At 74.3% G+C, this 12,194-nt stretch carries 1 protein-coding gene; it reads left to right on the top strand.

What is annotated here, in order from left to right; translation table 11 throughout:
* Positions 1-33 precede the first annotated feature (33 nt).
* Positions 34-12,138, top strand: a complete 12,105-nt coding sequence (locus tag AC07AB_RS04955) for an SDR family NAD(P)-dependent oxidoreductase (RefSeq protein WP_478560144.1) — start codon at positions 34-36, stop codon at positions 12,136-12,138.
* Positions 12,139-12,194 lie beyond the last annotated feature (56 nt).

Here is a 12,194-nt window from a genome sequence, read left to right as displayed (position 1 = left end):
CCCGGCCGAGCAAGCGGAGCAAGGTGACCGACCATGGTGAATGACGACCGGCTGCGCGACTACCTCAAGCGGGTCACCGCCGACCTGCACCGCACCAGGCAGCGCCTGAGCGACGCGGAGGCCAAGGACCGCGAACCCATCGCGATCGTCGCGATGAGCTGCCGCTACCCCGGTGGCGTGGAGAGCCCCGAGGACCTGTGGCGACTGGTCGCCTCCGGCACCGACGCGATCACCGGGTTCCCCGCCGACCGCGGCTGGGACCTGGACGCGCTCGACGACCCCGGGCAGGAGCGCCCCGGAACCAGCTACGCCTCACTGGGCGGCTTCCTCGACGACGTCGGCCGGTTCGACCCGGGGTTCTTCGGCATCTCACCCCGCGAGGCCCTGGCCATGGACCCGCAGCAGCGGCTGCTGCTGGAGACCACCTGGGAGTCGTTCGAGCGGGCCGGAATCGACCCGGCCACCCTGCGCGGCAGCCGGACCGGGGTCTTCGCCGGAGTCATGTACCAGGACTACGCCGTACGGCTGCGCCACGCACCCGACGACGTCGCGGGCTACCTCGGCAGCGGCAGCTCCGACAGCGTCGCCTCCGGCCGCGTCGCCTACACCTTCGGCCTGGAGGGCCCCGCGGTCAGCGTGGACACCGCCTGCTCCTCCTCGCTGGTCGCCCTGCACTTCGCCTGCCAGGCGCTGCGGCTCGGCGACTGCACGCTGGCGCTGGCCGGCGGCGCGATGGTGATGTCCACGCCGGTGCCGTTCGTGGAGATGAGCCGCCAGGGCGGCCTCGCCCGGGACGGCCGCTGCAAGTCCTTCTCGGCCCGCGCGGACGGCACGGGCTGGGGCGAAGGCGTGGGGATGCTGCTGCTGGAGCGGCTCTCGGACGCGCGCCGCAACGGGCACCCCGTGCTGGCCGTGGTCCGGGGCACCGCCGTCAACCAGGACGGCGCGAGCAGCAGGCTCACCGCGCCCAACGGCCCCGCCCAGCAGCGCGTCATCCGCCAGGCGCTGGACAACGCCGGCCTCGCACCGTCCGAGGTCGACGTCGTCGAGGCGCACGGCACCGGCACGCCGCTGGGCGACCCGATCGAGGCGCAGGCGCTGCTGGCGACGTACGGCCGCGACCGGCCCGACGGGCAGCCGCTGCTGCTGGGATCGCTGAAGTCGAACATCGGCCACACGCAGGCCGCGGCCGGTGTGGGCGGCGTGATCAAGACGGTGCTCGCCATGCGGCACGGCGTGGTGCCGCCGACCCTGCACGCCGAGGACCCCTCGCCCCAGATCGACTGGTCCACGGGCGAGGTGCGGCTGGTGACGGAGGGGGCGCCCTGGCCGAAGACCGGCCACCCGCGCCGCGCCGCCATCTCCTCCTTCGGCGTGAGCGGCACCAACGGGCACGTCGTACTGGAGGAGGCACCGGAATCCGGCACAACAGCCGTGCATGAGCCGCTTTCTGACACATCGGCACCTGAGACGGCAGCTTCTGACGCATCGGCACCTGAGACGGCAGCTTCTGATACAGCAGTTTCTGAGACAGCAGTTTCTGAGACGACGGCCGCCGAGGCGACGGGTGAGGACGGCCGCGACGGCGGTACGGGCGTACTCCCGTGGGTGCTCTCCGGCCGGACCGCCGAGGCGCTGCGAGCCCAGGCCGTACGCCTCCGGGCACACCTCGACGCCAACGCCGGGTCGCGCGTGGCGGACGTGGGCTACTCCCTGGCCACGGGGAGGGCGGCGCACGAGCACCGGGCGGTGCTGATCGGCGCGGAGCCGGACGACTTCCGGCACGTCCTGGCGGCGCTCGCCGCGGGCTCGGCGGCCCCCGGCCTGGTGCAAGGGACGGCGGGTGCAGGCGGCGAGGTGGTGTTCGTCTTCCCGGGTCAGGGTTCGCAGTGGGTGGGGATGGCCGCTGAACTGCTGGATGCAGAGCCGGTGTTCGCGGCGCGGGTCGCGGAGTGTGAGATGGCCCTGTCGCCGTTCGTGGACTGGTCGTTGGAGGCGGTGCTGCGGGCGGAGGAGGGCGCTCCGTCATTGGAGCGGGTCGATGTCGTGCAGCCGGTGTTGTTCGCAGTGATGGTGTCGTTGGCGGCGTTGTGGTGTTCGTACGGTGTGGAGCCGGGTGCGGTGGTCGGTCACTCGCAGGGTGAGATCGCTGCGGCCTGTGTGGCGGGTGCGTTGTCGTTGGACGATGCGGCGCGGGTGGTGGCGTTGCGGAGCAAGGCGCTGCGTGTCCTGTCGGGTCGTGGCGGCATGGTGTCGGTGGCGTTGCCCGCCGTGGAGGTGGGGGAGTGGCTGGCCGACTGGGACGGCAAGCTGTCCGTCGCCGCTGTCAACGGCCCTGCTTCTACTGTGGTGTCGGGTGACGCGGATGCGCTGGACGAGTTGCTGGAGCGTGCCGAGGAGCGGAAGGTCCGGGCCCGGCGCGTACCGGTGGATTACGCCTCGCACTCCGCCCATGTCGCGGACATCCATGACCAACTCCTCGAAGAGCTGAGGGAACTGTCACCCCGGCAGCCGGACGTGCCGTTCTACTCCACGGTCACCGGTGAACCGCTGGACTCCACCGCCCTGGACGCCGACTACTGGTACCGCAATCTGCGGCAGACGGTGCGCTTCGAGAAGGCCACCCGCGCGCTGCTGGCCGACGGCTACCAGGTCTTCCTGGAATCCAGCCCGCACCCCGTGCTCACCGTCGGCGTGCAGGAGACCGCCGACGACGTGGGGAGCGGAGCGACGGCCGTAGGCACCCTGCGCCGCGACGACGGCGGGCCGCGCCGGCTGATGGAGTCCTTGGCCGAACTGCACCTGCGCGGCGTCCGGGTGGACTGGGAAGCCGTCTTCGCCGGGCACTCGCCCCGCCGCGTGGACCTCCCGACGTACCCCTTCCAGCGTGAGCGGTACTGGCTGGAGGACGGCGCGGACGAGATCGCCGATGTGACCTCGGCGGGGCTGACCCCCGCCGGACACCCGCTGCTCGGCGCCGTCATCGCCCTGGCCGACGCCGACGGTCTGCTCCTCACCGGCCGACTGTCCGCGCAGAGCCACCCGTGGCTGGCCGAGCACGCCGTACGGGGCGCGGTCCTGCTGCCGGGCACCGCGTTCCTGGAACTCGCGGTGCAGGCCGGCGACCGCGTCGGCTGCGCTCGCGTGGACGAGTTCACCCTGGAGGCGCCCCTGGTGCTGCCGGAGCACGGCGGGGCGGTGCTGCGGCTGACCGTCGGCGCTCCGGACGTACGGGGCCGCCGGCCGCTGAGTCTGCACGCACGCCCGGACGGACCCGCCGCCGCCGACGACGACGGCGAGTGGGTGCGCCACGCCTCCGGCATCCTGGCCCCCGAGACGGTGGAGGCGGCCGGCGCGTTCGAGGGCTTCGAGCCGAGCGCCTGGCCGCCGGCCGGCGCGGAGCCGATCGCCGTGGCCGGCACGTACGAGCGCTTCGCCGAGGGCGGGTTCGTCTACGGACCGGCGTTCCAAGGGCTGCGAGCCGCCTGGCGGCGCGGTGACGAGGTGTTCGCCGAGGTGGCCCTGCCGGACGGGCCGCGTCAGGAGGCCGACCGCTTCGGTCTGCACCCGGCGCTGCTCGACGCGGCGCTGCACGCCACCGGCCTGCCCGGCGCGCCCGGTGCGGCGGAGCACCCCGAGGGCCGGCTGCCGTTCTCCTGGACGGGCGTGACGCTGCACGCCTCGGGAGCCACCGCCCTGCGGGTCCGGCTCGCCCCGGACGGGCGCGACGCGGTCTCGCTCATGGCCGCCGACCCGGCCGGGCGGCCCGTCGCCACGGTCGAGTCCCTGGCGCTCAGGCCGGCCGCCGGGCAGCTCGCGGCCGGCCGTACGGGCTTCCACGAGAACCTGTTCCAGGTCGAATGGGCCCCCGCGCGCCAAGCCCCCACGACCCCCGCCGGGCCGCCGCTCAGCGTTTGGACGGACCTGGAATCGCTGATCGCGGCCGTCGACGCCGAAGCGCGCGTACCGGATGTTGTGCTGCTCTCCCGCGAGCTCGACGCCCTTCCCGGGCACGGCGACGGCGGCAGCGGCGGTGGCGGTGACGGCTGCGGCGACGAGACGCCGGCCTCTGTACGGGCAGCCGTGCACCGGGCGCTCCAGGCCGTACGGGCCTGGCTCGCCGACGACCGGTTCGCGGGCTCCCGCCTCGCCTTCCTCACCAGGGGCGCCGTCGCCGTGACCGACGACGAGTACGTACCGGACCTCGCGCACAGCGCCGTCTGGGGCCTGGTGCGCTCGGCCCAGAGCGAGCACCCCGGCCGCTTCGTCCTCCTCGACCTGGACGACGGCGAACCGGAGACCTCGGCCGTGGTCGCGGCCGCGCTCGCGTCCGGCGAGCCCCAACTGGCCGTACGCGAAGGCCGGTTCCTCGCGCCGCGGCTGACCAAGGTGGCGTCCGGCGAGTCCGAGCGGCCCGCCGCACTCGACCCGGACGGCACGGTGCTGATCACCGGCGGCACCGGCCTGCTCGGCTCGCACATCGCCCGGCACCTGGCGGCCGAGCACGGTGTACGGCACCTCCTGCTGCTCTCCCGCAGCGGCCCGGCGGCCGAGGGCGCCGAGGAGCTGCGTGCCGAACTGGCCCGGCTCGGCGCCGACGCCACGGTCGCCGCGTGCGACGCCGCCGACCGCGACGCGCTCGCCGCGCGGCTCGCGGCCGTGCCCGCCGAGCACCCCCTGACCGCCGTGGTGCACACGGCGGGCGCGTTGGACGACGGGATCGTCACCGCACTGACGCCCGAGCGCGTGGACACCGTCCTGCGGCCCAAGGCCGACGCCGCGCTCAACCTGCACGAACTGACCCGCCATCTGAACCTGTCGGCCTTCGTGCTCTTCTCCTCCGCCGCCGGCACGTTCGGCGGCCCCGGACAGGCCAACTACGCGGCGGCCAACGCCTTCCTCGACGCCCTCGCCCAGCGCCGCCGCGCCACCGGGCTGCCCGCCCAGTCCCTCGCCTGGACCCTGTGGGACCAGCGCAGCGCCCTGACCGGACACCTCGCGGACGCCGACGTACGCCGCCTGGCCCGCTCCGGCATGCCGCCGCTGACCACCGAACAGGGACTGGCCCTCTTCGACACCGCCCGGACCGCCGACCGGGCCACCCTGGTGCTGATGCGGCTCGACACCGCCGCCGTGCGGGCCAGGGCGGCGACCGAGGAGCTGCCGCCGCTGCTGCGGCACTTGGTTCCCGTACGGCCCCGGCGGGCCGTGGCGTCCGGCGGGGAGGCGGCCGACGACAGCGCCTTCCAGCAGCGGCTCGCCGCCCTCGACGAGGAGGGGCGGACACGCCTGCTGCTCGACCAGGTGCGTACCCAGGCCGCCGCGGTCCTCGGCCACCCGTCGCCCGACGCGCTCGACGCGGGCCGGGCCTTCCGCGAACTCGGCTTCGACTCACTGGCCTCCGTGGAGCTGCGCAACCGGCTCAACGCGTCGACCGGCCTGCGGCTCCCCGCGAGCCTGGTGTTCGACCACCCCACCCCCGAGGTGCTGGCGCGATACCTGCTGGCAGAACTGACGGGCACTCAAACCGCAGCCGCCGTAACGCCCGTGATCAAGGCCACGGTGGACGGCGACGCGATCGCCATCGTCTCCATGGCCTGCCGGTTCCCCGGCGGAGTCCGCTCGCCCGAGGACCTGTGGCGGCTCGTCGCCTCGGGCGCGGACGGCATCTCGGAGTTCCCGGCCGACCGGGGCTGGCCGCTCGACGAGCTGTACGACCCGGCCCCCGACCCGGACCGGACCGGCACCTCCATCACCCGGCAGGGCGGCTTCCTCTACGACGCGGCCGAGTTCGACGCCGAGTTCTTCGGCATCTCCCCGCGCGAGGCCCTGGCGATGGACCCGCAGCAGCGGCTTCTGCTGGAGACCGGCTGGGAGGTCTTCGAGCGGGCCGGGATCGACCCGGCGACGCTGCGCGGCGCCCCGGCGGGCGTCTTCATCGGCCTGATGCAGCAGGACTACGCGGCCCGGCTGCTCCCGTACATCCCCGACGACGTCGAAGGATTCCTCGGCACGGGAAACTCGGGCAGCATCGTCTCCGGCCGCCTGGCCTACGTCTTCGGACTCGAAGGCCCCGCCGTCACCGTCGACACGGCCTGCTCCTCATCGCTGGTGACGCTGCACCTCGCGGCCCGCGCCCTGCGCTCGGGCGAGTGCTCCATGGCGCTGGCCGGCGGCGTCAACGTGATGTGCAGCCCCGAACTGTTCGTCGAGTTCAGCCGCCAGGGCGGCCTCGCACCGGACGGCCGCTGCAAACCCTTCGCCGCCGGAGCCGACGGCACCGGATTCGGCGAGGGTGTGGGGATGCTGTTGTTGGAGCGGTTGTCGGATGCGCGGCGGTTGGGGCATCCGGTGTTGGCGGTGGTGCGGGGGAGTGCGGTCAATCAGGATGGTGCGAGTAATGGTCTGACGGCGCCGAATGGTCCGTCGCAGCAGCGGGTGATTCGTGCGGCGTTGGCGGATTCCGGTGTGCGTGCGGTGGATGTGGATTTGGTGGAGGCGCACGGTACGGGGACCCGGTTGGGTGATCCGATCGAGGCGCAGGCGCTGTTGGCGACGTACGGTCAGGAGCGGTCCGGGGAACGGCCGTTGAGGATCGGTTCGTTGAAGTCGAACATCGGGCACACTTCCGCCGCCGCCGGTGTGGGCGGTGTGATCAAGACGGTGTTGGCGATGCGGCACGCGGTGATGCCGAAGACGCTGCATGTGGATGGGCCGACGCCGGAGGTGGATTGGTCGGCGGGTGCGGTGGAACTGCTGACGGAGTCCCGTCCGTGGGAGGAGACCGCCGGTCGTCCGCGTCGGGCCGGGGTGTCGTCGTTCGGCGTGAGCGGCACCAACGCGCACGTCGTCCTGGAAGAGGTCCCCGAGCCCGCACCCGCCTCCAGCCCCGACCGCTCGCCGGTGGCTGGTCCGGTGCCGTGGCCGCTGTCGGCGAGGAGCCCGGAAGCCCTGCGCGCGCAGGCGGCGGCGCTGCTGGCCGCTCTGGGCTCCGGCGCGGACGGTACCGGCACCGAGCACCCGCTCGACATCGGATACTCGCTCGCCGCGACGCGGGCCGCGCACGCGCACCGCGCCGTGGTGGTGGGCGCGCGGGACGAGCTGGCCGAGGGACTGTCCGCCCTGGCGCAAGGGGCCCCCGCGTGCAACGTGGCAACAGGATCGGGCTCCGGCGCCGCCCGCGCGGTGTTCGTCTTCCCGGGTCAGGGTTCGCAGTGGGTGGGGATGGCCGCTGAACTGCTGGCTGTGGAGCCGGTGTTCGCGGCGCGGGTTGCGGAGTGCGAGCGGGCGTTGTCGCCGTATGTGGACTGGTCGCTGGAGGCGGTGCTGCGTGCGCGTGCTGACACGCCGTCGCTTGAGCGGGTCGATGTCGTTCAGCCGGTGCTCTTCGCGGTGATGGTGTCGTTGGCGGCGTTGTGGCGTTCGTACGGGGTGGAGCCGGGCGCGGTGGTCGGTCACTCCCAGGGTGAGATCGCTGCGGCTTGCGTCGCGGGTGCGTTGTCGTTGGACGATGCGGCGCGGGTGGTGGCGTTGCGGAGCAAGGCGCTGCGTGTCCTGTCGGGTCGTGGCGGCATGGTGTCGGTGGCGTTGCCTGCCGTGGAGGTGGGGGAGTGGCTGGCCGACTGGGACGGCAAGCTTTCTGTCGCCGCTGTCAACGGGCCTGCTTCTACTGTGGTGTCGGGTGACGCGGATGCGCTGGACGAACTGCTGGAGCGTGCCGAGGTGCGGGAGGTGCGGGCCCGACGCGTACCGGTGGATTACGCCTCGCACTCCGCTCACGTAGAAGAGATCCAAGAGCGGCTGGCGAAGGAGCTGTCCTCCATCGTCCCCCTGCCCGGCGAGGTGCCGTTCTTCTCGGCCGTCGACGCGGCGTGGGCCGACCCCACGACGCTGGACGCCGGTTATTGGTATCGCAATCTGCGGCAGACGGTGCGTTTCGAGGAGGCGACGCGGGCGCTGCTGGCGGAGGGGTTCCGGTTCTTTGTGGAGCCGAGTGCGCATCCGGTGTTGGCGGTGGGGGTGCAGGAGTCGGCGGAGGCTGCGGGTGTCGAGGTGGTGGTGCTGGGGACGCTGCGCCGTGATGACGGCGGCCGGGACCGTCTGCTGCTTTCGCTCGGCCAGGCGTGGGCGAACGGGCTGCCGGTGGACTTCTCCGCCGCCTACCCCGGCGCCCGCCGCGTGGACCTCCCCACCTACCCCTTCCAACGCGAACGCTTCTGGCTCGACGTGCCGACCACGAGCTGGGACGTCGCCTCGGCGGGGCTCGGCGCCACCGGGCACCCGCTGCTGGGCGCCGCTCTTGAGGCCGCCGACTCCGGGGAACTGGTCCTCAGCGGCCGGCTGTCGCTGCGCACCCATCCCTGGCTCGCCGACCACCGGGTCTCCGGCACCGCCCTGCTCCCCGGCACGGCGCTGCTGGAACTCGCCCTCCGCGCCGCCGCCGAGGCCGACTGCCCCGTCGTCGAGGAGCTCACGCTTCAGGCGCCCCTCGTACTCCCCGAGGAAGGCGCGGTACTGCTCCAGGTGCGCGTGGCCGAAGCGGGCGACGACGGGCGGCGGGCGCTGAGCGTCTTCGCCCGGCCCCACCGCGACGGGGACCAGCCCTGGGCCCCGTACGCCACCGGCACCCTCGCCCCGGCCTCGGCCGCCGCGCCGAGCGGCCCCGGCCTCCTGCTGTGGCCCCCGGCCGACGCCACCCCCATCCCGGTGGACGACCTCTACGACCGCTTCGCCGAGGCGGGGTACGGCTACGGCCCGGCGTTCCGCGGCATCCGCGCCGCCTGGTCCCGGGACGGCGAGGTCCTGGCGGAGGTCGTCCTCGACGGGCGGCAGCAGGCCGACGCCGCTGCCTGTGCCGTGCACCCGGCACTGCTGGACGCGGCCCTCCAGACCGCCGCGCTGCTCCCCGGCCAGGACGGCCGGGCGCGGCTGCCGTTCAGCTGGACCGGAGTGACCAGCCGCGCGACCGGCGCCTCCGCGCTCCGGGTCCGGCTCACGGCCGATGGCCCCGATGGCATCGGCCTCTCCGTCTACGACCTGACCGGCCAAGAAGTGCTCTCCGTCGGCCGGTTGGCGCTCCGCCCCCTGACGGCGGACGCGCTCCCGGCCGCCGCGAGCGCCACCCGGGACCTGCTGTTCCACCTCGATTGGACGCCCGTCGCGGGTTCCGAGGCCGTTGTGTCTCCTGGCCTGGTGTCCGTCGCGGGTTCCGAGGTCGTCGCGTCTCCCGGCCGGGTGCCTGCTGCCGGTTCCGAGGCCGCCGCGCCCCTCGGCTGGACGCCCGTCACCGGTTCCGAGGCCGATACGCTGCCCCTCGACTGGGCCGCCCTGGGCGACGCCGTGCCCGGGCTCCCGTCCTGGCGGGACGTCGACGCCCTGCGCGCCGCTCTCGACGCGGGCTCCCCGCTCCCCGGCCTGATCGTGGTGGACTGCCCGACCGCCGATCTCGCCGCCCCGGCCGACCGGGTGCACGTCACCGCCCGCGCCTGCCTGGACCTGGTACGGAGCTGGCTGGCCGACGAACGGCTGGCCGAGACGCGACTGGCGCTGCTCACCAGGTCCGCCGTGCGCACCGGCACCGGCGACCGTCCCGCCGACCTCGCGCAGGCCGCCCTGTGGGGCCTGCTGCGCACCGTGCAGACCGAGCACCCGGACCGCTTCGCCCTGATCGACCTCGATCGGCCCGTCACCGCACCGGACGACGCCGCGCTCCGCGCCGCCCTCGTCGCCGATGAGCCGCAAATCGCCGTACGGGCAGGGGAACTGATGACCCCTCGGCTCGGCAGGGCCGACCGGGCCGACGGTGTGCTGGACCCCCCGCCGGGTGAGACGGCCTGGCGGCTCGGCACCGGGGGCACAGGCACCTTGGAAGACCTCGCGCCGGTCCCCGCCCCCGAGGCCATGGCACCGCTGGGCGATGGCGAGGTCCGTATCGCGGTACGCGCCGCCGGGCTGAACTTCCACGACGTCGTGGTCGCCCTCGGGCTCGACCCGGACCAGCAGACGCTGGGCAGTGAGGGCGCGGGCACCGTCCTGGAGGTCGGTCCCGGCGTACGGGACCTGGCCCCCGGCGACCGGGTCATGGGGATCTTCGGCGGCTCCTTCGGGCCCGTAGCCGTCGCCGACCGGCGGACGATCGCCCGGATTCCGGCCGGCTGGTCCTTCGCCCGCGCCGCGTCCGTACCCGTCGTGTATCTCACCGCCTACTACGGCCTGTTCGACCTCGGCGGTCTGCGGGCCGGTGAGTCCGTGCTGATCCACGCCGCCGCCGGAGGCGTGGGCATGGCGGCGGTGCAGCTCGCCCGGCACGCCGGGGCGACGGTGTTCGGCACGGCCGGCCCCGGCAAGTGGGACGTCCTGCGCGCCGGCGGGCTGGACGACGAACACATCGCCTCAACCCGGACCGTCGAGTTCGCCGACCGGTTCCTCGCCGCCACCGGAGGCCGGGGCGTGGACCTCGTACTCGACAGTCTGGCCCGCGAGTTCGTGGACGCCTCGCTGCGGCTGCTGCCCGGCGGCGGCCGGTTCGTGGAGATGGGCAAGACGGACGTCCGCGACGCCGACGAGGTCGCCGCGCGCCACCCCGGGGTCCGCTACCGGGCGTTCGACCTGATGGAGGCGGGGCCGCGGCGCATCGGCCACATGCTCGCCGAAATCCTCGGCCTCTTCGAGCAGGGGGTGCTCACCTCGCTGCCGGTCCGGGGCTGGGACATGCGGCGCGCCCCCGAGGCCGTACGGTTCCTCAGCCAGGCCCGTGGGGTCGGCAAGAACGTACTGACGCTGCCCGCTCCGCTGGACCCGGACGGCACGGTACTGATCACCGGCGGCACCGGGACGCTCGGGCGGCTCCTGGCCCGGCACCTGGTCACCGAGCACGGCGTGCGCCATGTGGTGCTGGCCGGCCGCCGGGGCGCGGCGGCCGACGGGGTGCCCGAGCTGCTGGCGGAGCTGACCGGCCTGGGCGCCGACGCGCGCGCCGTCGCCTGCGACGCCGCCGACCGCGAAGCCCTCGCCGCGCTGCTCGCGGCGGTCCCCGAGGCGCACCCGCTGACCGTGGTCGTCCACGCGGCCGGGACGCTCGACGACGCCCTCGCCGCCAACCTGACGGGCGATCAACTCGACGCCGTACTCAGGCCGAAGACGGACGCGGCGCTCGCTCTGCACGAGCTGACCCGGGGCATGGACCTGGCGGCCTTCGTCCTGTTCTCCTCCGGCGCCGCCCTCTTCGGCGGAGCCGGGCAGGGCAACTACGCCGCCGCCAACGCCGTGCTAGACGCCCTCGCCGCCGAACGCCGCGCGGAGGGGCTGCCCGGCCTGTCCATCGGCTGGGGCCTGTGGGAACAGCGCAGCGCGATGACGGCCGGGCTGACCTCCGCCGGGCTCCAGCGCGTCGCGGGCGGCGGCGCGGGCGCGCTCACCACGGCCGAGGGCCTGGCCCTGTTCGACGCCGCCCTCGGCTCGGCGCACCCCTACCTGCTGGCCGCGAGGATCGACCCTGCCGCCCTGCGCGGCGCCCAGCCGGTGCCCGCCGTGCTGCGCGGCCTGGTCCGTACCCCGCGCACGGCGACCGCCGCCGCGCCGGCGGCCCCGCCCGCCGCGTCCATGGTGGAGCAGCTCGCGGCCCTGTCCGAGGCCGAGGCGCACCGGGTCCTGCTCGACCTGGTACGCGGCAGCGCGGCCGCCGTGCTCGGCCACACCTCACCGGACCTGGTACGGCCGGCCCGCCCCTTCAAGGAGATCGGTTTCGACTCCCTGACCGGAGTCGAACTCCGCAACCGGCTGGCGTCGTCCACCGGGCTGCGGCTGCCCGCCGCCCTGGTCTTCGACCACCCCACCCCGGAGGCGCTGGCCCGCCATCTGACCGAGCGGACGGCCGCGGAACGCCCGTCCCCGGCGGCGGCCGTCCTCGCGGAACTCGACCGCCTGGAGGTGCTGGTGACCGGCCTGCCACCGGACGAGGCCGTACGGGACGAGCTGGCGCGCCGGCTCCGCGAGGCGCTGTCCCGGCTGGACCCCGACGCGGCGCCCGACGGGAATCCGGACGCGGAACCGGCCGCCGAGGTGCTCGCCGACCGGATCGAGTCGGCGACGGACGACGAGATCTTCGCTTACATCGACCGCGAGTTGGGCGCCTCATGAGCCCCGCCCGCACACCCCGGCCCCGTACTCCGCGTACTTCCCGTACCTCGGGTACT

The organism is Streptomyces sp. NPDC044033 (assembly GCF_056434425.1).
The sequence above is the reverse complement of the archived record's forward strand: the minus strand, read 5'-3'. Positions and strand labels throughout refer to the sequence as shown.